This is a genomic window from Nonomuraea angiospora (assembly GCF_014873145.1).
GTDB lineage: Bacteria > Actinomycetota > Actinomycetes > Streptosporangiales > Streptosporangiaceae > Nonomuraea > Nonomuraea angiospora.
Map to the genome: position 1 here is coordinate 7,015,370 of NZ_JADBEK010000001.1, position 22,131 is coordinate 7,037,500.

The 22,131-nt window shown below is 70.2% G+C and carries 22 protein-coding genes and 1 pseudogene; 15 read left to right on the top strand and 8 right to left on the bottom strand.

Annotation, left to right across the window (positions count from 1 at the left end; genetic code table 11):
• Positions 1-20 precede the first annotated feature (20 nt).
• On the top strand, positions 21-1,460 hold the full coding sequence (locus H4W80_RS31690) for a hypothetical protein (protein ID WP_192788432.1): 1,440 nt from the start codon (positions 21-23) through the stop codon (positions 1,458-1,460).
• Here the strand turns inward: H4W80_RS31690 and H4W80_RS31695 are convergent.
• A complete protein-coding gene (locus H4W80_RS31695; protein ID WP_192788433.1) occupies positions 1,431-2,249 on the bottom strand; it encodes a hypothetical protein in 819 nt (272 codons plus the stop codon). The two genes, H4W80_RS31690 and H4W80_RS31695, sit on opposite strands and share 30 nt — an antisense overlap.
• 114 nt (positions 2,250-2,363) lie before the next feature.
• On the opposite strand from H4W80_RS31695, the gene H4W80_RS31700 reads away from it, so the two are divergent.
• From H4W80_RS31700 to H4W80_RS31715, 4 genes are all read left to right on the top strand, one after another.
• Positions 2,364-2,957: an exonuclease gene (locus H4W80_RS31700; protein ID WP_318787157.1), complete on the top strand. Its 594-nt coding sequence runs from the start codon at positions 2,364-2,366 to the stop codon at positions 2,955-2,957.
• Between the two features lie 46 nt (positions 2,958-3,003).
• The gene (locus H4W80_RS31705; protein ID WP_225963773.1) at positions 3,004-3,480 is read left to right on the top strand and encodes a hypothetical protein; all 477 of its coding nucleotides are present in this window, start codon (positions 3,004-3,006) and stop codon (positions 3,478-3,480) included.
• Positions 3,481-3,610: 130 nt separating this feature from the next.
• A complete protein-coding gene (locus H4W80_RS31710) occupies positions 3,611-4,366 on the top strand; it encodes a hypothetical protein (protein ID WP_192788435.1) in 756 nt (251 codons plus the stop codon).
• 188 nt (positions 4,367-4,554) lie between these two features.
• A complete protein-coding gene (locus H4W80_RS31715; protein WP_192788436.1) occupies positions 4,555-6,594 on the top strand; it encodes a cellulose binding domain-containing protein in 2,040 nt (679 codons plus the stop codon).
• A 36-nt stretch (positions 6,595-6,630) separates the two neighbouring features.
• Here H4W80_RS31715 and H4W80_RS31720 read toward each other — a convergent pair whose 3' ends face one another.
• Positions 6,631-7,032: a DUF1761 domain-containing protein gene (locus H4W80_RS31720; protein ID WP_192788437.1), complete on the bottom strand. Its 402-nt coding sequence runs from the start codon at positions 7,030-7,032 to the stop codon at positions 6,631-6,633.
• Positions 7,033-7,164: 132 nt separating this feature from the next.
• On the opposite strand from H4W80_RS31720, the pseudogene H4W80_RS61280 reads away from it, so the two are divergent.
• A pseudogene (locus H4W80_RS61280) lies at positions 7,165-8,460 on the top strand (amidohydrolase family protein); the annotation flags it as partial.
• Between the two features lie 11 nt (positions 8,461-8,471).
• On the opposite strand, the gene H4W80_RS31725 reads toward H4W80_RS61280, so the two are convergent.
• From H4W80_RS31725 to H4W80_RS31750, 6 genes are all read right to left on the bottom strand, one after another.
• Entirely contained in the window at positions 8,472-9,395 is a 924-nt protein-coding gene (locus tag H4W80_RS31725; protein WP_192788438.1) for a LysR family transcriptional regulator, read from the bottom strand.
• Between the two features lie 148 nt (positions 9,396-9,543).
• A complete protein-coding gene (locus H4W80_RS31730) occupies positions 9,544-10,776 on the bottom strand; it encodes a glycoside hydrolase family 16 protein (protein ID WP_192788439.1) in 1,233 nt (410 codons plus the stop codon).
• A gap of 88 nt (positions 10,777-10,864) precedes the next feature.
• Entirely contained in the window at positions 10,865-11,506 is a 642-nt protein-coding gene (locus H4W80_RS31735) for a response regulator (RefSeq protein ID WP_192788440.1), read from the bottom strand.
• A gap of 35 nt (positions 11,507-11,541) precedes the next feature.
• Positions 11,542-12,711 carry a sensor histidine kinase gene (locus tag H4W80_RS31740; protein WP_192788441.1) on the bottom strand — a complete coding sequence of 390 codons (1,170 nt, stop codon included), beginning with the start codon at positions 12,709-12,711 and terminating at the stop codon, positions 11,542-11,544.
• A 6-nt stretch (positions 12,712-12,717) separates the two neighbouring features.
• On the bottom strand, positions 12,718-13,413 hold the full coding sequence (locus H4W80_RS31745) for an ABC transporter permease (protein ID WP_192788442.1): 696 nt from the start codon (positions 13,411-13,413) through the stop codon (positions 12,718-12,720).
• Between the two features lie 42 nt (positions 13,414-13,455).
• Positions 13,456-14,364 carry an ABC transporter ATP-binding protein gene (locus H4W80_RS31750; RefSeq protein WP_192788443.1) on the bottom strand — a complete coding sequence of 303 codons (909 nt, stop codon included), beginning with the start codon at positions 14,362-14,364 and terminating at the stop codon, positions 13,456-13,458.
• Between the two features lie 483 nt (positions 14,365-14,847).
• Here H4W80_RS31750 and H4W80_RS31755 point away from each other — a divergent pair, with 483 nt between their 5' ends.
• From H4W80_RS31755 to H4W80_RS31795, 9 genes are all read left to right on the top strand, one after another.
• The gene (locus tag H4W80_RS31755; protein WP_192788444.1) at positions 14,848-15,876 is read left to right on the top strand and encodes a serine hydrolase domain-containing protein; all 1,029 of its coding nucleotides are present in this window, start codon (positions 14,848-14,850) and stop codon (positions 15,874-15,876) included.
• A gap of 162 nt (positions 15,877-16,038) precedes the next feature.
• Positions 16,039-16,365 carry a PadR family transcriptional regulator gene (locus H4W80_RS31760; RefSeq protein ID WP_192788445.1) on the top strand — a complete coding sequence of 109 codons (327 nt, stop codon included), beginning with the start codon at positions 16,039-16,041 and terminating at the stop codon, positions 16,363-16,365.
• Positions 16,362-16,718 (top strand): DUF1048 domain-containing protein, encoded by a 357-nt coding sequence (locus tag H4W80_RS31765; protein WP_192788446.1) that lies wholly within the window; start codon positions 16,362-16,364, stop codon positions 16,716-16,718. Before H4W80_RS31760 ends, H4W80_RS31765 begins: the two co-directional genes overlap by 4 nt.
• A gap of 1 nt (position 16,719) precedes the next feature.
• Positions 16,720-17,046 (top strand): DUF1048 domain-containing protein, encoded by a 327-nt coding sequence (locus tag H4W80_RS31770; protein ID WP_192788447.1) that lies wholly within the window; start codon positions 16,720-16,722, stop codon positions 17,044-17,046.
• 320 nt (positions 17,047-17,366) lie between these two features.
• Entirely contained in the window at positions 17,367-17,780 is a 414-nt protein-coding gene (locus tag H4W80_RS31775; RefSeq protein ID WP_192788448.1) for a DUF1048 domain-containing protein, read from the top strand.
• The gene (locus H4W80_RS31780; RefSeq protein WP_192788449.1) at positions 17,780-18,544 is read left to right on the top strand and encodes an ABC transporter ATP-binding protein; all 765 of its coding nucleotides are present in this window, start codon (positions 17,780-17,782) and stop codon (positions 18,542-18,544) included. The genes H4W80_RS31775 and H4W80_RS31780 overlap by 1 nt, the downstream gene beginning before the upstream one ends.
• A gap of 9 nt (positions 18,545-18,553) precedes the next feature.
• A complete protein-coding gene (locus tag H4W80_RS31785) occupies positions 18,554-19,315 on the top strand; it encodes an ABC transporter permease (RefSeq protein ID WP_192788450.1) in 762 nt (253 codons plus the stop codon).
• Between the two features lie 21 nt (positions 19,316-19,336).
• The gene (locus H4W80_RS31790; RefSeq protein ID WP_192788451.1) at positions 19,337-20,545 is read left to right on the top strand and encodes a cytochrome P450; all 1,209 of its coding nucleotides are present in this window, start codon (positions 19,337-19,339) and stop codon (positions 20,543-20,545) included.
• A 29-nt stretch (positions 20,546-20,574) separates the two neighbouring features.
• Positions 20,575-21,936: a serine hydrolase domain-containing protein gene (locus H4W80_RS31795; RefSeq protein ID WP_192788452.1), complete on the top strand. Its 1,362-nt coding sequence runs from the start codon at positions 20,575-20,577 to the stop codon at positions 21,934-21,936.
• Positions 21,937-22,131 lie beyond the last annotated feature (195 nt).

Sequence of the window (22,131 nt, forward strand, 5' to 3'; positions counted from 1 at the left end):
CGGTTGCTAGCCTGCCGGGCATGCTGGAGATCGGTGACGTCGTGGCCGTGCCCCTGCCGCTCGGCGGTTTCGGCGCCTGCCAGGTGACGGCGGCGGGCGGCGAGCTGACGGTGTGCGTGTTCGACTGGCACTCCGACGCGGTGCCCGCGCTCGACGACCTGCGCGGGGCCCGCCCGCTGATCATCGATCACCACAGCTGGGAGGGCGTGCCCCAGATCCTGTCCGTCGACGCGACCGCCCCGCTGCCCGCCGGTTTCGTCCGGCTCGGGTCGCTGCCGGTGGCCGCCGGCATGCCGCGTTCGACCAGCGCGTACGGCGGGTGGCCCGCCCTGGGCGTGCAGGTCGTCCTGCAGCGGCACTGGGACCTGCGGGTGCCCGAGGAGGTCAGGGCCGCCTACAAGAGCGCCGCTCCCGGGCAGATCGAGGCCGACTTCGGCGACCGGCGGATCCGCAGGCCCGCCATGGTGTCTGGGCTCGACCTGCGGGAGCTCCACGGCGAGGTGCGCTGGGCCGGGCTGGACGCGCTGCCCCGGCTCACCTCGCTGACCTGGGCCGGGCCCGACCGGGGTCTCGCCGCCGCCCTGTCGTCCCGGCCGATCATCACCAGCCTGCACTGGGCCGATCCGCCCGGCGAGGTCGATCTGGGCGGGACGCATCTCAACGACCTGACGTTCGCCGGAGCCTCGCCGCGCCGGCTCGTCCTGCCGCCCACCCTGACCCGCCTGCGCCTGGACGCGGCGCCGCCCGAGCTCGTCACGGCGGCCGCCGGCGGGCGCTGGATCCGCCTGACGACCCGCTCCGGCGTGCCCGCCGGGCTGGGCGGCGTGCGCGAGGTGGCGATGGAGGTGGCGGGCGACCTGCGGCTGGCGGTGCTGGACGGGCTCGGTGAGCTGGAGTCGCTGAGGATCCAGTGGCTGCGCTCGTACGGCGGGCTCGTCGGCGCGGCCGCGTTCCCCAAGCTGCACACGCTGGAGCTGATCGACGCGTACGGGGTGGACGCGGCGATGCTGCCCCCGCCCGGCGGGGCCCTTCGGCACCTCAGCGTCGCCTCGCTCAGGAGCAGCCAGAGCGGGCCGATCAAGCAGCGCTACCGGGGCTCGGAGGTGCAGGTCCGGCTGCGCGGCGCCAAGTCGGACAAGTGGCTGGCCGCCAACATCGACAATCCGCTGCGCAACTGGGTGGACGACGACCGGCGGGCGGGAGCGGCGGCGTGCCGGGCCTACACGACGGCCGCCGAGGCCATCGGGCGGCTGAGCGCCGACGATCCGGGCGGGGTGGCCGACGCCAGGCAGACGCTGCGGGAGTTCGTGGACAGGCTCAACGACCTCGACGGGCGGCACGGGATGATCGACACGCTGCGGCGGGAGGAGGCGGGCGACGCCTTCATGGCGCTGGCGGCGCGGGCGGGCGTGCCCTCGGGCGAGGCCGGCTCATGGTTCGACGAGTGGCGCGACTTCTGAGGCCAGCGTCTGGCCCGCCTCGACCGCCTCGCGCAGGCTCCTGGCCAGCGTGTCCGCCCGCTCGGTCAGGTCGCGCAGGCCCTCGGCGTCGCCCGTCTGCGCCAGCAGGTCCCGATATCTGTCGTTGCTGCGCTGCAGCTCCTGGGCGCGCAGGGCCGAGTCGGCCGCCTTGACGAGGCCGGCGTACACCTCCAGCTCCCACACCCGCTCGGTGACCGCCGCCACGGAGCGGCGCAGGGCCTCCTGCTGGGGTTCGAGCACGGCGGCCAGCTCGGGCGTCATCAGCTCGGCCCGCGCCTCGGCCTGCTCGGCCCGCAGCTCCGTCTGCGTACGCAGGAGGCGGGCGATGTGCCACAGCCGCTCGGGGAGCACGACGTCGTTGGCGACGGTGTCGAGGAGGCCCAGGCGGTTCACCCGGGAGTCGGTCACCTCCAGGATCGCCTGCCTGGCCCGGGCCAGCAGGGTGAGGGCCAGGGAGTCCAGCTCGGCGGGATGGACGTGCCGCTCGCCGCCCCTGCGCTGCGGCTCGGGCCCGGACAGGCCGACGTAGAGCGCGGTGACGAGGAAGACCATCAGGCCGGCCATCCCCGCCGACTCGTGGTCGGTCCTGAGGGCCGCGGCGCCGAACAGCGCGCCGCCCAGCCCCGTGACCCCCGCGGCGACGGCGAGCAGGCGCCTCGTCCACCGCGGCGGCGCGGGCTCCCGGCGGCCGAGCAACAACGTCCGGACGCCGCGGATCCGCCACTGTTCCCGCCGGGTGGCGGCCGGATCCACGATCGGTTCGTCCATACGCGACGCCTCCCCCACTAGGCTGCTCCTCGAGCACACCGCGTGCGGCCCCGCCGGATCCACCAGCCCCGTGTGCGGATGTGGTGCAGATGTCGTGCAGCTACGCTTTCACCCGTGTCCCGACTTCCTGAGCTGTATGTCGCCGTGGACGTGGAGGCCGACGGGCCGATCCCGGGCCCGTACAGCATGATCTCGCTGGGGATGGCCGTGGCCGGGCGGCCCCACCTGACCTTCTACACGGAGCTGCGGCCGATCTCCGACGACTTCGTGCCCGAGGCGCTGGCCGTCTCGGGCCTGGACCGCGACCGGCTGCTGCGCGAGGCGCCCGCCCCCGAGGTGGCCATGGCGGCGGCCGCCCGCTGGGTCAACGACCTGCGGAAGGTCGGCCGCCCGGTGTTCCTCGCCGCGCCCGCGGTGTGGGACGGGATGTTCGTGCACTGGTATTTCATGCGGTTCACCGGCAAGAGCCCGTTCGGGGTGACCGGCTCGGGTGTCGACCTGGGCAGCTACTGGATGGGGCAGACCGGCTGCGAGTGGTCCCAGACGGGCAAGAGGACCATGAAGCGGCGGCTGGGCCTCGAAGGGCTGCCGCACACGCATCACGCCGGGGAGGACGCGGCGGAGCTGGCGCGGATGTTCGAGGCGGTCATTCTCACGAGATCTTCAGAATCCGCACAGGAAGCTCTGAGGGATCCCGGGGAGCGTTGAGGGGACCGGAGATTCCCCCCTCGCTCGAATCGGACGGTGGTCCCGCATGACCTCGACCTCGACCCCGGTGAAGCCCGCTGCCCGCTCGACGGGTCGCGCGGTGGTGCGTCTCGGCCTCCTGGGGCTGGTCGCGATCGGCATCCTGGGCGCCGCACTCGAGCTCGCCTTCGAACGTCACTGGCAGAGCCCGGTGCAGCTGATCCCGTGGGTGGCCCTGGCGCTGCTGGGGTTCGCGCTCGTGCTGCTCGCCCTGCGCGACACCCCTCGGGCGGTCACCGTGGTACGGGTGGTCGCCCTGGTCGTGCTGCTCGCGTCCGCGTACGGCGTCTTCATGCACGTGTCCGTCAACCACGGCGCGGGCGCGGCCGATCCGACGTGGGACGCCCTCTCCCCGCTCACCCAATGGTGGTACGCGCTCACCAAGTCGGTCGGCCAGGCGCCGCCGCTCGCGCCGGGCATGCTCGCCCAGAGCGCGCTGCTGCTCTCGCTGGCCACGCTGGCGTCCAGGACCGATCGTCCGTGAACGGCTGCTGAACGCTTCCGGCTCGGAACCTTTCCCCCACCTTTCGCGTCACACCCAGACAAAGTGCGTGAGACGTAAGGCTGGTGAGGTTCGAGTGGCGTTAGGTCGTACATTCATAGCGGCGGTCGCGGTGGCGGCCACCGTGTTCGGCGCCGACGGGGCGGCGGCGAAGACGGAGCCCGTGCCCCAGGCGGAGCCCCGGCCACCCGTTCCGGCGGTGGCCGCTTCCACGCCCGCCGCCGCGGTCGAGGCGGAGCCCGAGTGCGTCCGGATCAAGGGCGCGGAGGCCTGCGTGGGGCCGGACGGGAGCGACCGTCCGGGCATCACGATCGAGGACACGGCGAACGACGATCTCCACGCCACAGTGGAGTACTACCTCAACGGTTACCTGGGCACCAAGTACGTCATCCACAACCTGGGGCGTAAGGGCGAGATCCGGGGCAACCGAGAGATCGGGAAGATCGTGACGTTCCGTGCGGCGGTTTACGAGGGCAACCACCGGGTGCGGTTCGGGCGATGGAAGACCGTCCGCAATATCACGAAATATCCGATTAAGCGGGAAACGCGGGTCACGCCGACCGCCGCCCGGTCCCGGTCCAAGGTGTGCACCTCCACGAAGGGTGCCTCCACTCTGTGCTTCAACGAGCAGGGACCTAACGATCGGAACACCGTTGTGTTCGCCTGTGACACGAGCGCCGACCAGTACCAGGCCCGCGCCGAATACTTCATCGCCGGGGACCCGACCGCGCGGTTCGAGATCCACCAGCTGGCCGGGGTGAACACCTGCGGCAAGGCCGAGCACGGGGACCTCGCCGTCAGCATGTACCGCGCCTCGCTCTTCGACCACAACCGGCGGGTCGCCACCAGGCTGTACAAGTACAACTAGGCCTGGTGCGCCGCGTCCGCGCACGCCTCGAAGAAGCGGTCCGAGGCGCGCGGGCGCGGCGCACACGATCGCTCCCATGAAAGTTTCAACGGTGTTTGACGGGTGGGGCGGCGCACCTCATGATCATGATGCCTCCTGGTCAGGAGGAGGCGTCGAGTGAATTCCGCTATCCATGGCGAGGTACGCCGATGCCCAGACCGCTGTTACGAGCCGCGTCCGCCCTGCTGCTGACGCTGACCGCACTCAACGCCCCCGCCGCGTACGCCGACGACGTCACCCCCGTAGCGGTGACCGTCAACGCGCGTGCCGCGCTCGCCACCGTCCCCGGAACCGGCATCGGGTCCAACCATGCGATCTGGGACACCAATCTCGGGACGGACGAGACCGCCGACCGGCTCAAGGACGCCGGCGTGAAGATGCTGCGCTATCCGGGCGGCTCCTACTCCGACATCTACCACTGGGCCACCCACACCGCCCCCGGCGGCTACGTGGCGCCCAACACCGACTTCGACACGTTCATGAGCGGCGTCCGCCGGACCGGGGCGCAGGCCATGGTGACCGCCAACTACGGCACCGGCACCGCCGAGGAGGCCGCGGCCTGGGTCCGCCAGGCCAACGTCACCAAGGGCTACGGCATCAAGTACTGGGAGATCGGCAACGAGAACTACGGCAACGGCCACTACGGCTCCGCCTGGGAGGCCGACGACCACGCCGACAAGAGCCCGGCCGAGTACGCCCGCAACGTCGTGGCCTACGCCGACGCGATGAAGGCGGTCGACCCGACCATCAAGATCGGCGCGGTGCTGACCACTCCTGCCAACTGGCCCGACGCCATAACCGCCGACGGCGACAGCGGCACCTGGAACAAGGTCGTCCTCTCGAACGCCGGATCGAAGATCGACTTCGTGATCGTGCACTGGTACCCCGGCGCCCTCGACCGGACCGGCCACGTGACCGACATGATCCAGCTCACCCGCCAGCAGATCGCCAAGTACGTGGGACCGGGCTCGGAGCGGATCGGCATCGCGATGACCGAGTTCAACACCGGGTCCAGCAGCAACGGCACCAACACCCAGCCCGGCGCGCTCGCCGCCGCCGACGCGTACGCGACGCTGCTGGCCAACGGGGTCTTCACGGTCGACTGGTGGAACGTCCACAACGGCATCGGCACCGTCACCCAGGTCGAGGGGCACACCGACTACGGCGACTTCGGCCTGCTGTCGAGCGGCACGTGCACCTCCGACAACAGCGTCTGCGAGCCGGCGCTCAACACGCCCTTCGCCCCCTACTACGCGCTGCAGATGGTGAGCAAGTTCGCCCGGCCGGGCGACCAGTTCGTCCGCGCCGCGACCGACCAGGCCAAGGTGGTCGCGCACGCCGCCCGCCGGCCCAACGGCGACCTGGCGGTCATGCTGATCAACACCTCGAACGACACGTCGTACCCCGTCGCGATCGACTACTCCGGCTACACCCCGGCGGCCGGCGCGCCCACCGTACTGACCCACACCAACGGCGCCACCGCCATCACCACCTCGACCGGCGGGACCGCGGCCAGTCAGACGCTGCCGCCGCTCTCCCTGACCACCCTTGTCCTCCACCCCAAGTCCCCGCAGACCGGCCTGCCCGGCTCCCCCGGCCAGCCGGCGGCCTCGCAGGTGACGGACACGACCGCCGCGATCTCCTGGCCCGGCGCCGCCCCCGGCTCGCGCCCCATCGCCAAGTACGAGCTCTACCGCCAGAACGGGGCCGTCAGCGAGCAGCTCGGCGAGACCTCCGGCACCTCGTTCACCGTGAACAACCTCAACCCGGGCACCCGCTACACGGTCAACGTGATCGCCCGTGACAGCGGCGGCGGCCTGTCGTGGGCCTCCCCGCCGCTGACGTTCACGACCGGCACGCCCGCCACCAGTTCCTGCTCGGCGCGGCTGACCGTCACGACCGACTGGGGCAGCGGCTACGTCGGCGCCATCGACATCACCAACAACGGCGCCCCGGTCAGCGGCTGGACCCTGAACTTCGGCTGGCCCAGGTCGTGGCAGAGCCTGGGCAGCGGCTGGGGCGGCGTCTGGACGCAGACCGGGTCGGACGTGAAGGTCGTCAACGAGGCGGGCAACGGCGCGCTCGCCACGGGTGCCACCGCCACGGTCGGCTTCGTCGGCAACTACTCCGGCCCGAACGTCCTGCCGGCCGTCTTCACCCTCAACGGATCCGTCTGCACGACCCGGTGACAGCGCGATCCGGGGCCGCTCCGGCGGCCCCGGATCTCAGGAGGAGGTCGCGGGGCGCCAGGTGGAGAGGATGAACACCACCAAGAGGGTGGTCATGAGGGCATCTCCGACGTGCAGGACGTACAGCCCCACGGGGTACGACTCGTGCAGCACGGAACCGGCGATCATCATGGCCTGGAACCCCAGCCACACTAGAAGTCCGAACCCCACGGCCTCGCGCCGCGTGCGGATCTGGAACCGGCTCAGCAGCACGGCCATGACCAGCACCTCTATGAGGTTCCTCCCGAGCTGCCCGGCGAGCTCCCAGGGCTGCGGCGCGGCGGTGGGCACGCCGCGCAGCGACGCCCACACCCCGCCGAAAACCATGTAGTAGACGGCGCTCGCGACGAGCGTCACCACCGCCGCGGCCCCTACGGCCCAGTAGTTGATTCTGTTCATGCCGGTCATTGTGGGCAGGCGCCCAGGAGGCGGACAAAGGCTATCTCCGCATGCCAGCGATGAGTCTGGCTCATCGATGGGGTGAGCGGTCCGTCGTTGTTCCGGCGCGGGCATCGGCGAACGATGAAGGGCATGAGGCTCTCAGATCCCCCATACCGCCCTGGCCGTCTCTGGTTGACCAACGCCCGGCTGTTCGACGGGACCGGCGCCCCCGTCCGGCCGGCCGCCGGGATCCTCGTCGAGGACGGCGTGGTCAGGCTGGTCGGGCGGGCCGGCGACGGTGTGCCCGACGGGGCGGACGTCGTCGACGTGGCGGGCCGTACCGTCCTGCCCGGCCTGATCGACGCCCACGCGCACGTGTTCGCGACGCCGCCCGCGCCCGCCGAGGGGGCCGAGCCGCTGTGGCCGGACGTGACCGCGCACTTCCTGGCCGCGCGGTTGCGGGAGACGTTGCGGATGGGGTTCACGACGCTGCGCGACGTCGGCTCGTACGGCGACGCGGTGGTCACGGCCAGGCAGGCGATGCGGTACGGGGCCTTCCGCGGGCCGCGGCTGCTGACCTGCGGCCGGATCGTGTCGGCCACCGCGCCCGGCGGCCGGTTCTTCGACGGGATGTACCGGGAGGCGGACGGCCCGGACGAGGTGCGCAAGGCGGTGCGCGAGCAGGTGCGGCGGGGCGCCGACTTCATCAAGATCATGTCCACCGGGGCGCGGTCGGTCGAGCTGGAGGACCCGCGGCCCGCGCAGGTGACAGAAGAGGAGATGGCCGCGCTGGTGGACGAGGCGCACCGGCTCGGGTACCGGGTGGCGGCGCACGCGGAGGGCCTGCCCGGCACGGAGCTGTCGATCAGGAACGGCGTGGACACCGTCGAGCACGGCATGTACCTGCACCGGCGTCCGGACCTGCTGGACCTGATGGCCGCGGCCGGGCAGATCCTCGTGCCGACGCTGTCGTGCTACTACGGCGTCGCGGGCCTCTCCGAGAGCGCCGTGGGCCCCTCCGAGAGCATCGCGGGCCCCTCCGAGACCTCCGTGGCCCCAGCCGGGGACGGCTCCCACGCGGGGTGGACGCCGCCGCTGGTCGAGCTCGCCTCTCACGGGGAGTGGACGCCGCCGTTGGTGGCGCTCGCCGAGCACAACCTGGCCGAGGCCGGCCGTACGCTCGCGGCGGCCCGCGCGGCCGGCGTGCCGATCGCGCTCGGCCACGACTGGCAGCCGTTCTCCGACACCGCCGTCGAGGTCGTGCGCATGGTCCGGCACGGCCTGAGCCCCGCGGAGACGCTGGTCGCGGCGACCGCCACCGCGGCCCGCGCCCTCGGGCTGGACGAGCACCTGGGCACCGTCGAACCCGGCAAGCTCGCCGACCTGGTCGTGGTGGACGGCGATCCGCTGGCCGAGCCGGCGGTGCTGCGGGACCGTACGCGGATCTGGCTGGTGTTTCAGCTCGGCGAGCCCGTGGCCGGCCAGGCGCTGGAGGCCCCGCCGAGCCGCCCGGCCACCTCGGCGAACGCGCGGACCGCCGCCGTCTCCCGCTCGGCCGCCCACACCAGCGCGCTCTCCAACGGCGGCAGCCCGCGCAGCGGGATCACCGACACCCCGGGGTGGGTGTAGTAGTCGGACAGCGAAGCCACCGTCGGATGGACGATCTCGCCGCGGGCCACCAGCGACAGCACCTCGATCATCCGGCCCTCCCGGTGGCGGCGGCCGATCGGGCGCCCCGCCGGGGTCAGCGGCGGGTAGAGCGCCTCCAGCGTCTCGGCCGGGACCATTCCCTCGGCGTCGATCACGTGGTGGTCGCCGAGGTCCTCGACGGTGGCGTAGCCGCGCTCGGCCAGCGGGTGCCCGGCCCGGACCACCAGCGCGCGATCGTCGCGCATGAGGACGGGGCCGACGACCAGGTCCGGGCGGCGGATCGGCAGCCAGTGGGCGACGGCATCCAGCTCGGCGCGGCGCAACCGGCCCAGCGCCTCGCCGGGGAACGCCTCGTACACCACGACCTCGCAGCCCGGATGGGCCGTGGTGAAGGCCCGTACGATCTCCGAGAACGCGGGGCCGCCCGCGGCGAAGTTGAGCAGGCTGACCCGCAGCACGCCGGTGATCCCCGACGCGATCTCCCTGACCTCGGCCAGGGCCAGGTGGATCTGCTCGAACCCCGGCCGCAGCCGGTCACGCAGCCGCTCGCCCAGCGGCGTCAGCCGCACGCGGCGGGAGGAGCGCTCGAACAGCCGCCCGCCCACGCGCGTCTCCATGGCGCGGATGGTCTGGCTCACGCGCGACTGGGACAGGTACATCCGCTCGGCGGCCCGGCCGAAGTGCAGCTCCTCGGCCAGCGTCAGAAAGATCTCGATCTCCCGGAGCTCCACCGGCTCCCTCCGTCCTCCCGGGGAGGACCAGACTAGGGAGTGACCGGCGTTCCCGCCTAGCGCGCCTGCCGAGAGAGCGCGTTCTCATCATTTCCGGCATTTATAAAGGGCTTCTCCCCTGCCGGGAGAAGCCCTTTACGGGTCTTGTCTAGGCGCGCGTCCACTTCTGGTTGGCGCTGCCCGCGCAGTCCCAGATCTGCAGCCGGGTGCCGTTGGCCGAGCTGGCGCCGGTCGCGTCGAGGCACCTGCCGGACTGCGGGTTGACGATCCGGCCGGTGCCGGAGTCGTAGGTCCATCGTTGGGCGCCGGTGCCGTTGCAGTCGTACAGCTGCACCTTCGCGCCGTTGGCCGTGGCGCCGTCGGTGACGTCCATGCACTTGCCGAGCGCGCGCACCGAGCCGTCGGCGTTCCACGTCCAGCTCTGGGCCGCGGTGTCGTTGCAGTCGTACAGCTGGACGGCGGTGCCGTTGGCGGTGGCGGCGCCGGCCACGTCGACGCACTTGCCGCCGATACCGGTGATCCGGCCGCCGGAGCCGCCGGTGGGCGGGGCGTAGACGCGGACGTAGTCGACGGACATGGTCTGCGGGAAGGTCGTGGTGCCGTCGGGGTAGCCGGGCCAGTAGCCGCCGACCGCCACGTTCATGATCATGAAGAACGGGTGGTCGAAGACCCAGCGGTTGCCGCCGAGGTCGGCCGGCGTCCGGCGCTGGTATTCGACGCCGTCGACGTACCAGATGATCAGGTTCGGGGACCAGTCGACGGCGAAGGTGTGGAACGCGTCGGCGAACACACCGCCGATCGAGTACGGGGCGCCGATGCCTCCGGAGCCGGAGTAGCCGGGGCCGTGGATGGTGCCGTGCACGGTGCTGGGCTCGCGGCCGATGTTCTCCATGATGTCGATCTCGCCGCTGCCCGGCCAGCCGACCTGCCCGATGTTGTCGCCGAGCATCCAGAAGGCCGGCCAGATGCCCTGGCCGCGGGGCAGTTTCATGCGCGCCTCGAACCGCCCGTACGCCCGGGTGAAGGTGGCGGCGGTGAGCAGGCGGGCGGAGGTGTACTGGCAGGTGCCGTAGTGGCACTGGTAGTTGGCCGGGTTCTCGCGGCGGGCGGTGATCACGAGGTTGCCGGCGCCGTCCATGGCGGCGTTGCGGGTGCTGTCGGTGTAGTACTGCTGCTCGTTGTTGCCCCAGCCGCTGCCGCCGATGTCGAAGCGCCACTTCGACTGGTCGACGGCACTGCCCGCGGCTCCGTTGAACTCGTCGGACCAGACCAGCGGCCCGGGGGCGGGGGCGGCGCCGGCGGTGCCCGCCAGGGGGGCGAGCAGCGCGAGGAGAACGGCGCCGACGGTGAATAACGCTCTGAAATGGGGGGTGCGGACCATACTGATTACCTCATCCGATCCACGGCTTTCGCTTTACGGAAACAATCCGGCAACATCACACCCATTGTCAAGAGAGCGCTCTCTCTAGTCAGCCGTTCTCGAGGGTGAGCAGGCCGCGGCGGAAGGCGACGGCCACGGCGGCGGCGCGGTCGTTGACGCCGAGCTTGGTGTAGATGTGCAGCACGTGGCTCTTCACCGTGGCCTCGCTGATGAACAGGCGCGTGGCGACCTCGCGGTTGGTGGCGCCGTCGGCGATGAGCTGCAGGACCTCCAGCTCCCTGGCGCTCAGCGGGTCGGCGGGCGCGCGTACCTGGCCGAGGAGCCGGGTGGCGACCGACGGGGAGAGCACGGCCTCGCCCCGCGCCGCCGTACGGACCGCGCGGACGAGCTCGTCGCGGCCGGTGTCCTTGAGGAGGTAGCCGGTGGCTCCGGCCTCGACGGCGGGCAGGACGTCCCTGTCGGTGTCGTAGGTGGTGAGCACGAGGACGCGGGCGGCGACGCCCAGCCTGGCGAGCTCCTTGATGGCCGCGACGCCGTCCATCCTGGGCATGCGGAGGTCCATGAGGATCACGTCGGGGTTCAGCGCCCGCGCCAGCTCGACGGCCTGGGCGCCGTCGCCGGCCTCGCCGAGCACCTCGAAGTCGGGGTCGCCGGCGAACATGCCGCGGATGCCGTCCCGGACGATCGGGTGATCGTCAGCGATCAACAGCCGGATCGGGCCCTCAGCCACGGGCCACCGCCGCAACGATCACAGCGATCGGGACCTCAGCCATGCGGCACCACCACCGCCGGGACGCTCGCGGAGATCGCCGTGCCGAAGCCGGGCTCGGACTCGATCTCCAGCGTGCCCGCCACCCGGCCGACCCGCTTCCGCATCGAGGTCAGGCCGAAGCCGCCGCCGTCACCGACCCGCTCGGGGTCGAACCCGGCGCCGTCGTCGCGCACGTCCAGGGTGACCACATCCTCCATGTACGACAGGGTCAGCCCGACCCGGGACGCGCCGGCGTGCTTGGCCGCGTTGGCCAGGGCCTCCTGCGCGGTACGGAGCAGCGTCTCCTCGACCTCCGGGTGCATGGGACGGACCGTACCAGTGATGGTGAGATCCGCACGTACCCCATTGAGCTCCCCCCACCGGTCGACGACCTGCGCCAACGCGTCGGGCAGCGGCGCCGCCGCCAACTGCCCCGGCCCCACCGCGTGCACGGAGCGCCGGGCCTCGGCCAGGCTCTCCCGCGCCAGCCCGATCGCGTTGTCCACGTGGCGCCGCCACTCCTCGGTCCGGTGTGCCGCCTGGAGCTGGGTGATGATGCCGGTGAGACCCTGGGCGAGCGTGTCGTGGATCTCCGCCGCCATGCGCTGCCGTTCGTCGAGCACGCCCGCCTCGCGGGCCTGGACCAGCAGCTGGGCGTGCAGCCCGGCGTTCTCCTGCAGGGCCGCTTCGAGCTGCGCCACCATCCGCTTGCGCTCGGCGCTCCGCTCGGCCGTGATCTCGCCGACGAAGCTGAACAGGCCGACCAGGGCCACGATGGCGGCGGTGAAGAACAGAAAGGTGAAGATCCCGTTCGGGGTCGGGTCGGGCGGACCGCCGTTGTAGGTCGCGACACTGATCGCCGCCGTGGCGCTCACCCCGGCGAACCGCCACTTCCCCCTCAGGTACTGCCACGAGTGGAGATAGCCGGCGAAACCGAAGAAGCTCGCGAACCACAGCCCCTGCGTACAGAGCGCTGCGATCAGCACCACCAGCCCGGCCACGTAGACCACGCCCCGAGGCACCAGCCAGATCCAGCCGGCCGCGAGCGCCACCAGGGCGAGCATGACCCACGACGTGCCGTCCGTGAGCAGGGAGAGCACCGCGGAGGTCCCGAGCAGAACGTACGGAGCGGCCGCCACCTGACGCTCCAGCAGCCGCTCCCATCGGTCGAGCCGCCCGGTCATGCCTCACTACTCCCAGCGGAAGAACTTGGCCGCAGCCATGCTGATGACCACAGCGTACGCGGCCATCACGGCGAGCAGCAGCGGGCTGGGAGCGCCGCCTTCCCAGACGTCCCGCAGGCTCTGCCGGAACGCGCCCAGCGGGGTGTACTCCCCGAGGCGGGCCACGAAAGCGGGCATCTGATCCGCGGGCTGCATGAGTCCGGCGAGGTAGGCCATCGGGAAGTACAGCAGGACGCCGATCCCGTTGGCGCTTCGGCCGTTCTTGGCCAGGGCCGCGATGAGCAGGCCGATGGCGAACATGGCCGCCGTACCGAGCAGGAAGACCAGCACACCCGGCAGCACCTGGGCGGGCAGGCGGGCCTTCAGCACGGTGCCGGCCACCGTCACCAGCAGGGCGCACGCGGTCAGCGCGAGGGCGAGCTGCAGGAGGAGCTGCACCACCAGCATGTTCACCGGGCGTACCGGCGTGATGGAGAGCCTGCGCAGGATGCCCCGTTCGCGGTAGGTGGCCATGGTGGTGGGCAGCATGTACAGGCCCACGAGCCCCACGGCGATGGCCAGCGCCATCGGCAGGAGCACGGTGTCGCCCGGCCCGATCGAGCTCCCGAAGACCACCATGATGAACAGCGGGATGAGCAGCGAGAACATCGCTCCGGGTTCGCGGGTCAGGAGCTTCAGTTCGACTATGGCGAGCTTGGTCATGATCTTCCTCCGTCAGTGGATCGGACGTCCGTGGGACACATGTCAGGGGCCGTCGAACGAACGGCCGGTCAACGCCACGAACGCGTCGTCAAGCGTGCGCTTGTCGATCCGCAGATCGCTGACCAGCACCTGATGGCGGGCGAGCTGCGCGGTGACCGCCGTGGCGAAGTCGCCCCTTCCCGTGACGACCACCCGATCCCCCGTCCTGTTCACGCCGGTCACCCCGGGCAGCCCACCCAGCTCGACCAGGTCCCCCGCCATCAGCGTGAACCGCATCTGGTGCTCGGCGTCGATCCCGTCGACCAGCCCGGCCGGGGTGTCGAGCGCGACCACCCGGCCGCGGTCGAAGACGGCGACGCGGTCGCAGAGCTCCTCCACCTCGTCCATGAAGTGGCTGACCAGCACCACCGTCACACCGCTCGCCCGGACCCGCTTGATCAGCTCCCAGGTGGTACGGCGAGCCTGCGGGTCGAGCCCCGTGGTCAGCTCGTCGAGGAACGCCACCCGCGGATTGCCCACCAGCGCCAGCGCGATGAACAACCGCTGCTTCTGCCCGCCGGACAACTTCCCGAACCGGCCGTTGCGCTTGTCCGCCAGCCCCCACTCCTCCAGCAGCTCACGCCAGTCGCGCGGCTTGGCGTAGAAGGAGGCGTACAGGTCGAGCGCCTCCCACACCTTGATGTTCTCGGGGAGCTGCGTGTCCTGGAGCTGCACCCCGATCTGCTCGCGCACCCTGGGCCCGTCCTTGACCGGGTCGAGCCCGAACACCTCGACCGACCCGCTGTCAGCCCGCCGCAGCCCCTCCACGCACTCCACGGTGGTGGTCTTCCCCGCGCCGTTCGGACCGAGGATGCCGAAGATCTCGCCCTCCTCCACGGAGAACGACACCCCATCCAGAACCGTCAGATCCGCGTACTTCTTGCGGAGGTCTGTGACTTCGATGACTGCCATGGCTCAAGCATCGTATTTCCACCCCCGCGCCGAATCGGCCTGCCGGCCATGCTCTCCGGTGAATGCTGCTGACCCGAAAATCCACCGAACGGTTGATGCGCCCCCGGCTTTCCCGAGATGCCCGGCGATTATCGAGTAGCGCTAACAAAGGGACATGTAGCAGGAAAGAGGCATCGATCACCGTTTTGCGGCCCTGGCGAACGGAAACCAACCCCCAGCGACAGTCCGGCGGGCGCCCTAGAACGACACTCGCCCGATTCGGAGAAATGTCCAAATTCCGGGACTTATGCGTTCCAGGGGGAGAATATGCTTAAATTTCCTAATATTGTGCGGGCTCTTGCGGTCGGCGCCGCTCTGACGAGCGGACTCATGCCTGCGGGCGCTCCTGCCACCGCCGCATCCACCGTCACCGGCCACGCGACCCGGAATCCCGATCCACTGGCCACCGTCCCAGCCCCGCGGGGCGATCGGACCGCCGCGGCGATGCGGGAGTACGTCCGGGACCTGGCCCGGAGCAAGCAGTTCACCGGCTCGGTGCTGGTGGTGCGGCGCGGGCAGGTGCTGCTGCGTACCGCCGCCGGCGCGGCCGACGAGGAGAGGCACATCCCCAACCGGCCGGACACGGTCTTCCGCATCGCCTCGGTCACCAAGCAGTTCACCTCGATGCTCATGCTGAAGCTGCGCGACCGCGGGCTGCTCGGCCTGGACGACCCGATCTGCCGGCATCTCGTCCCGGCGTACATCGAGACCTGCCCGCAGGCGTGGCGGCCCGTCACGATCCGCCAGATCCTCATGCACACCTCCGGCATCGTCAACATCCAGGATCTGCCGGGCTTCTACGCCGAGCTCTCACAACCGACCACGACCCGGGAGCTCATCCAGCGGTTCGTGCACAGGCCGCTGGACTTCAAGCCCGGGACCAACTGGAAGTACAGCAACGGCGGCTACGTCCTGGCCGGGGCGATCATCCAGGCGGTGACCCACCAGCCGTACGGCACCGTACTGCATGAAGAGATCACCGGCCCGCTGGACCTCCGGCACACCGGCTACAGCAGGGGCAATCCGCCCGACGGGTACGCGAAGGGCTACTTCACGGTCGGATCACCGGCCCCGCCCACCAACGGCTCCCAGGCGTTCTCCGCGACCGGCATCTACGCCACCGTCGACGACATCGCCCGCTGGGACCGCTCGTTCGGCGCGGATCTGGTCGCGCCGCCCGCCACCGTCGAGCAGGCGTTCACGCCACAGGCCCCGTGTCCCCCCAACGGCTGCCTCACCCTGCCGTCGACCGCGTACGCCTTCGGCTGGGCCGTCGACCGGCTCCACGGCCACCGGCTCCGGTACCACCACGGCCTGCTCCAGGGCTACGCGGCGATGAACATGTACCTGCCCGATGACGACATCGAGGTGGTCGTGCTCAGCAACGTGCAGGACACCGACACTTACGGCATCGGCCACCACCTCGCGACGATGGCCCTCGAGTCTTCGGACGCGGGGCGTTCCGAGCGATGACGGGCCGCCTGTAACAGAGAAGCCCGGCGATGGCGTGGCGGCGCTGAAACCTTGGAGACGAGCTGCGGCGCCGCACTCGCCGGGCAGCCGTTCACTACTCCGTGGTACTGTATAGTGGTACTCGGTACTACAAAGTACCAGGAGAACCGAAGAGGACCCACGATGCACGACCTGACGGAGATGCTGAAGGGCACGCTTGAGGGCTGCGTGCTGGAAATCATCCGCAGCGAGGAGACCTACGGGTACGCCATCACGCGCCGGCTGAACGAACTCGGCTTCGCCGACGTCGTCGAGGGGACGGTTTACACCATCCTGCTGCGGCTGGAGAAGAACGGGCTCGTCCAGGTGACGAAACGACCGTCCGGGGTGGGGCCGCCGCGCAAGTTCTATGCGCTCAACGACGCAGGGCGCGACGAGCTCGCAACGTTCTGGGCGAAATGGGAGTACGTCACATCGCGGATCGACAAGCTCAAGGAGGGCGGGAGATGAACTTCTGGGAGGCCATGACAGGCAGCGATCTCACCAGGGAATGGAAGGCGTTCGAAGCCCGGGCCGAGGCGTTGCCGGCCGACTACCGGGCGGCGTGGGAAGAGATCAAGGGTCATCTTTTTCCCTACGGGGACTTCACGGGCCGAAACCTGATGCCGATTCTCGACGGCGCTCTGGGACTGCTCGAAGAGACGGCCTCCGATGGGCAGAGCATTCACGACGTGCTGGGTGACGACATCGCGGGCTTCTGCGCGGCGCTGGCCGGCGGAGAAGGGGCGCGCAGCCATCGCGACCGGTGGCGCGAGCAGTTGAACAGGAACGTCGCCAGGAAATTGGGCCGGCTAGGAGGCTGACGTGGGCATCCAGGACATCATCGAGGGCAAGAAGCAATGGCGGGCGCACATGGCGCGGGTGAAGGCGCTCCCGCCGGACTATCAGATCGTCTACAAGGAGATTCAGAGGTACCTCTTCAAGGTCGGGCCGATCGACCTGCATGACGGGCCCCTGCTCTCAGGGATCGTCGACTTCTTCGAGGAGGGCGTCGCGACCGGCAAGGGAGTCCTGGAACTCATCGGCGACGATGTCGCCGCCTTCTGCGACGACCTGATCAAGGACTCACGCACCTACGCGGACGTCTATCAGGAGTCCATCAGCGGGAAACCCGGCACGGCCGGGAAGTAACACCCGTCGTCGATCCAAGGCACTCGTAGCCGCTGAAACGGGTGCCTGAACATCCTCCCGAGGCCACGCCCGCCGTCGCGGGCCTGCCGCGGTGTCGTGCCGGCGGCCGTGTCAGGACGGCGACGGCCTGGTATCAGCGCCTTCGGTGATGGTGGATGCCATGAACCGTTCAGCCATTGCGCTCCCGCCTCGTCGGCGACTTTCGAACGCTCAAGCTTGCCCCTCTACGCCTCAGCTATTCAGTGTTGCTAGGTACAGGTAGTCAGTGTTACTTTGTACCGGTAGCTAGCACCACCGAGTAGCAAAGGGGGCAAACAGACATGACCGCAGGATCGAACGAGCCGAAGAGCCGCTACCTGCAGTACCTGGAGATCGTCACAGGATCGCTGGAGGAGAAGAAGCGCTACCGGCAGTACAAGGCACGCATCAAGCAGCTTCCCGAGAACTACCGCATCGCGGTCGAAGCGCTGGAGCGGTACCTGATGCACTTCGGCCCGGTCGACGGCGCCGGCGCGATGGAGATGTACGACGACCTCGCCGAGCTGTTCGAGCAGGGCGCGGCGGACGGCACCCCGATCCGCGACATCTTCGGCGAGGACCCGGTGGAGTTCGTCGAGGCGTTCGTGGCCAACTACCCCCTCGGCCATTACAGGGCCCGGGAGCGCAACCGCTTCACCAGCGCCGTCGAGCGCGCCGCCGGCGAGAACACCACGACCAAGGACAGGACGGACTGATGACGACACAGCAAGCCGCGGCGATCCAGGTGCAGGGCCTGGAGAAGTCGTACAAGGAGCTGCGGGTGTTGCGCGGCGTGGACTTCACCGTGGCGCGGGGCAGCATCTTCGCCCTGCTCGGCTCCAACGGGGCGGGCAAGACCACGGCCGTGAAGATCCTGTCCACGCTGCTCAAGGCCGACGCGGGGACGGCACGGGTGAACGGCTTCGACGTCGCCACCCAGGCCGCGGACGTACGCGAATCGATCAGCCTCACCGGGCAGTTCGCCGCCGTCGACGAGATCCTCACCGGGCGGGAGAACCTCGTGCTGGTGGCCCGGTTGCGGCACCTCAAGAACCCCGGAGGGATCGCCGACGAGCTGCTCGCCCGCTTCTCGCTCACCGACGCGGGCGGACGAAAGGTCGCGACGTACTCCGGCGGCATGCGCCGCCGCCTGGACATCGCGATGAGCCTCATCGGGAACCCGCCGATCATCTTCCTCGACGAGCCGACCACCGGCCTGGACCCCCAGGCCCGCATCGAGGTCTGGCAGGCCGTCAAGGAGCTCGCCGGCCGCGGCACCACGGTCCTGCTCACCACGCAGTACCTGGACGAGGCCGAACAACTCGCCGACCGGATCGCGATCCTCCACGAGGGCCGGATCATCGTCAACGGCACCCTGGACGAGCTCAAGCAGCTGCTGCCGCCCGCCAAGGTCGAGTACGTCGAAAAGCAGCCCACCCTCGAGGACGTCTTCCTCACCCTCGTCGGCACCAAGGCCTAAGGAACAACGATGAGCAAGCACTTCTTCACCGACACCGCCGTCCTGCTGGGACGCTCCTTGCGCCACATCACGCGCAGCCCGGACACCATCATCACCACCGCGATCATGCCGATCGCCATGATGCTGATGTTCGTCTACGTGTTCGGCGGCGCGATCAGAACACAGTCGGACTCATATGTGAACTACATGCTGCCCGGCATCCTGCTCATCACGGTCGCCTCCGGCATCGCCTACACCGCGTACCGGCTGTTCATGGACATGAAGGGCGGCATCTTCGAGCGCTTCCAGTCCATGCCGACCGCGCGGTCGTCGGTGCTGTGGGCGCACGTGCTGACCTCGCTGGTCGCCAACCTGATCTCGCTCGTGGTCGTCATGCTCGTGGCCCTGCTCATGGGCTTCCGCTCCTCGGCGGGAGTGCTGGCGTGGCTGTCGGTGGCGGGCATCATGATCCTGTTCACCCTGGCGTTGACCTGGATCGCCGTCATCCCCGGCCTGTCCGCCAAGACCATGGAAGGCGCGAGCGCGTTCTCCTACCCGCTCATCTTCCTGCCGTTCCTCAGCTCGGCCTTCGTGCCCACCGACACCATGCCCGGCCCGCTGCGCGTCTTCGCCGAGAACCAGCCGGTGACCGCCATCGTCAACGCCATCCGCGCCCTGTTCACCCAGCAGCCGGTCGGCACCGACCTCTGGATCGCCCTGGCCTGGTGCGTCGGCATCCTCGTCGTCGCGTACGGCTTCGCCATGACCACGTACCGCCGCAAGATCTCCTAGGGAACCGGAAGCAGGCAGATCATGACTGAATCCCTCCACACTGTCACCCCGATGCCGGCGGCGCGTCAGCCCGGCTGCCCCTTCGACCCGCCCAAGGAGCTGACCGAGGCTCGCGAGCACGGCCCGATCAGCCGCTTCCCCTTCCCCGACGGGCACCAGGGCTGGCTGGTCACCGGATTCGAGCTGGTCAGGGCGGTGCTGGCCGACCCTCGGTTCAGCTCGCGCAGGGAGCTCATGCGCCACCACCCGACCGTCGACTACGGCGACATCGAGGTCCCGCCGGCGCCGCCCGGCGAGTTCCTGCTCATGGACGAGCCCCGGCACGGCCGCTACCGCAAGCCGCTGATCGGCAAGTTCACCGTACGGCGGATGCGACTGCTGACCGAGCGCGTCGAGCAGGTCACCGCCGAGCACCTGGACGCCATGGAGAAGGCCGGGCCGGCGGCTGACCTGGTGACCGCGTTCGCCAAGCCGATCCCGGCCATCGTGATCTGCGAGCTGCTGGGGGTGCCGTACGCGGACCGGGGCCGTTTCCAGGAGAACATCGACAAGTTCCTCGGCGGGGAGGTCAGCGACGAGGAGCTGTACGCGGCCTACACCGCGACCCAGACCTACCTCGCCGAGCTGGTGGCCGCCAAGCGCGCGAACCCCACCGACGACGTGCTCAGCGACCTCACCGACAGCGACCTCACCGACGAGGAGCTGCAGGGCATGGCCCTGATCCTGCTGTCGGCCGGGTTCGACACCACCGCGAACATGCTGGCACTGGGCACCTTCGCGCTGCTGCGCAACCCGGACCAGCTCGCCGCGCTGCGCGCCGACCCCACGCTCACCGACCAGGCCGTGGAGGAGCTGCTGCGCTATCTGAGCGTCGCCAAGGGTTTCCAGCGGGTGGCGCTGGAAGACGTCGAGCTGGGCGGCCAGACCATCGAGGCCGGTACGACGGTCCTGCTGTCGTACAACACCGCCAACCGCGACCCCGAGCGTTTCCCCGACCCCCACGCGCTGAACCTGCGCCGGCAGAACGGCGGGCACCTGGCCTTCGGGCACGGCATCCACCAGTGCCTGGGCCAGCAGCTGGCCCGGGTGGAGCTGCGGGCCGCGCTCCCCGCGCTGGTCAACCGCTTCCCCACGCTGCGCCTGGCCGTACCGGCCGACGAGGTCGCCCTGCGCCCCGAGACCGCCGACATCTACGGCGTCAAGAGCCTCCCGGTCACCTGGGACGCGTAACCACAAGCTTCAATCAAAGGAATCCCAGCATGACAGACACAACAAGCGGGACCCCCGAACAGGGACACATCGGACGTCGAACCGTATTAAGGGGCGTACTGGGCGCCGGCGCGCTCGCCGGCACCCATGCCGCCCTCGCCGGCCGCGCCAACGCCTCCGCGAGCGGCGGTGGGGGCGATGGCGAGCGCGGTGTCGAGCACGGCTGGGGAAAGGTCGCCGACGCGTTCCGCGCGAACTTCAGAAACCGTGGCGAGGTCGGCGCTGCGTGCAGCGTCTACGTGGGCGGCCGCCCCGTCGTCAACCTGTGGGGCGGCCTCGCCGATCGCGAGGCGAACCGGCCGTGGCGCAGGAACACCATCGTCCAGGTGGCCTCCACGACGAAAGGTGCCACCGCCATCTGTGCCCACCTGCTCGTCCAGCGCGGCGAGCTGGACCTGGACGCCCCGGTGACCCGGTACTGGCCGGAGTTCGGCGCCGCCGGCAAGGAGCGGATCCCGGTGCGCTGGTTACTGTCGCACCAGGCCGGTCTGCCGATCGTCGACGGGCCTCTGACGTTCGAGCAGGCGTGCGCCTGGCACCCGGTCATCCGCGCGCTCGAGGCGCAGAAGCCGCTGTGGCAGCCGGGCACCGAGCACGTCTATCACAGCGTCACGTACGGGTTCCTGGTCGGAGAGGTCGTACGCCGGATCACCGGCAAGTCGCTCGGCACGTTCTTCGCCGAGGAGGTGGCCGCCCCTCTCGGGCTGAGCGCCTGGATCGGGCTGCCCGAGAAGGAGGAGAAGCGGGTGGCCCGGCTCCACGATGCCGCCCCGTTCAGCGTGGAGGAGCTGCTGGCCGGGCTGATCGCGACGACCGGGCTCGATGCGGAGACGGTCACCGCCTGGGTGAACGCCGTGTGGGCCCCGGGTTCGGTCCAGGCCCGGGCCGGCGAGCTCGGCGGCGCCTTGACCGACCCCGCGGTCTACCTCACGCGCGCCTGGCGCGCGGCCGAGTTCCCGGCCGCGAACATGCTCGCGGACGCCCGATCGGTGGCGCGGATGTACGCCGCCACGGTCAGCGACGTCGATGGGGTGCGGCTGCTCGAACCGGCGACGGTCGAGAGGATGACCGTCGTCCAGACCGACAGGACGCCGATGCACGGGCTGCCGCCTGGGCTGAACCTCCCGGCCGACCGCTCCTTCTACATGTCGCTCGGGTTCTGGCGGGCCTGCCCGCCGATGCCGCTGACCGGGCCGGGGGCGTTCGGTCACCCGGGCTCCGGCGGATCGATCGGCTTCGCCGACCCGGATGCCGGTGTCGGCTTCGGCTACGTCACGAACCTCTGGAACTATCGGCCCGACGACCCGCGGGCAGCGAACCTGGCCAAGGCCGTCCGCTCCTGCCTCGGATGACGGGTGGGCGCCGAATACGCCAGAAACGTAGTCGCTGGTCAGATGGGGACTCAGACCGCCGACGGCCCGTTGGCGACGCACCGGTGAGGCCCTCCTGTGACGTCGTCCGGCCCGCCATCCTGGACTTCGCCGCCGTAGCAGCCCTCGCCACCACGCCGATAATTGGGCCTGAACAGCCTTCGGGAACGCCTCTTC

What these genes read in the sequence shown, in the direction of transcription:
- H4W80_RS31690 (WP_192788432.1), top strand. Translation starts at nt 21, where the DNA reads ATGCTGGAGATCGGTGACGTCGTGGCCGTGCCCCTGCCGCTCGGCGGT.
- H4W80_RS31695 (WP_192788433.1), bottom strand. Translation starts at nt 2,249, where the DNA reads ATGGACGAACCGATCGTGGATCCGGCCGCCACCCGGCGGGAACAGTGG.
- H4W80_RS31705 (WP_225963773.1), top strand. Translation starts at nt 3,004, where the DNA reads ATGACCTCGACCTCGACCCCGGTGAAGCCCGCTGCCCGCTCGACGGGT.
- H4W80_RS31715 (WP_192788436.1), top strand. Translation starts at nt 4,555, where the DNA reads ATGCCCAGACCGCTGTTACGAGCCGCGTCCGCCCTGCTGCTGACGCTG.
- H4W80_RS31720 (WP_192788437.1), bottom strand. Translation starts at nt 7,032, where the DNA reads ATGAACAGAATCAACTACTGGGCCGTAGGGGCCGCGGCGGTGGTGACG.
- H4W80_RS31730 (WP_192788439.1), bottom strand. Translation starts at nt 10,776, where the DNA reads ATGGTCCGCACCCCCCATTTCAGAGCGTTATTCACCGTCGGCGCCGTT.
- H4W80_RS31740 (WP_192788441.1), bottom strand. Translation starts at nt 12,711, where the DNA reads ATGACCGGGCGGCTCGACCGATGGGAGCGGCTGCTGGAGCGTCAGGTG.
- H4W80_RS31745 (WP_192788442.1), bottom strand. Translation starts at nt 13,413, where the DNA reads ATGACCAAGCTCGCCATAGTCGAACTGAAGCTCCTGACCCGCGAACCC.
- H4W80_RS31750 (WP_192788443.1), bottom strand. Translation starts at nt 14,364, where the DNA reads ATGGCAGTCATCGAAGTCACAGACCTCCGCAAGAAGTACGCGGATCTG.
- H4W80_RS31755 (WP_192788444.1), top strand. Translation starts at nt 14,848, where the DNA reads ATGCGGGAGTACGTCCGGGACCTGGCCCGGAGCAAGCAGTTCACCGGC.
- H4W80_RS31760 (WP_192788445.1), top strand. Translation starts at nt 16,039, where the DNA reads ATGCACGACCTGACGGAGATGCTGAAGGGCACGCTTGAGGGCTGCGTG.
- H4W80_RS31765 (WP_192788446.1), top strand. Translation starts at nt 16,362, where the DNA reads ATGAACTTCTGGGAGGCCATGACAGGCAGCGATCTCACCAGGGAATGG.
- H4W80_RS31775 (WP_192788448.1), top strand. Translation starts at nt 17,367, where the DNA reads ATGACCGCAGGATCGAACGAGCCGAAGAGCCGCTACCTGCAGTACCTG.
- H4W80_RS31780 (WP_192788449.1), top strand. Translation starts at nt 17,780, where the DNA reads ATGACGACACAGCAAGCCGCGGCGATCCAGGTGCAGGGCCTGGAGAAG.
- H4W80_RS31785 (WP_192788450.1), top strand. Translation starts at nt 18,554, where the DNA reads ATGAGCAAGCACTTCTTCACCGACACCGCCGTCCTGCTGGGACGCTCC.
- H4W80_RS31790 (WP_192788451.1), top strand. Translation starts at nt 19,337, where the DNA reads ATGACTGAATCCCTCCACACTGTCACCCCGATGCCGGCGGCGCGTCAG.
- H4W80_RS31795 (WP_192788452.1), top strand. Translation starts at nt 20,575, where the DNA reads ATGACAGACACAACAAGCGGGACCCCCGAACAGGGACACATCGGACGT.